Annotated in this window: 1 pseudogene; it reads left to right on the plus strand. The window is 58.3% G+C overall.

Going from position 1 to position 276, the window contains the following annotated elements:
• A pseudogene (locus SB822_RS56850) lies at positions 1-276 on the plus strand (phenylalanine--tRNA ligase subunit beta); the annotation flags it as partial.

The following is a 276-nucleotide window of genomic DNA, read 5'->3' on the forward strand; positions in this document are numbered from 1 at the left end:
GAAGTGGAATCGGTCGACGACCGTGCTGCTTTCAAAGCCTTCAAGATTGCCAAGGTCCTGACAGCTGTTCAACATCCGGATGCCGACAAGCTGCGCGTGCTTTCCGTCGATACGGGCGATGGCAAACCGGTTCAGGTCGTTTGCGGCGCGCCGAATGCACGTGCCGGTCTGGTCGGCGTTCTGGGTCGTCCGGGCGATTATGTGCCGGGTCTCGATGTCACGCTTTCCATCGGCAAGATTCGCGGTGTCGAAAGTTTCGGTATGATGTGTTCCGAG

It is taken from the genome of Paraburkholderia sp. SIMBA_054 (genome assembly GCF_046534875.1).
Lineage (GTDB): Bacteria > Pseudomonadota > Gammaproteobacteria > Burkholderiales > Burkholderiaceae > Paraburkholderia > Paraburkholderia hospita.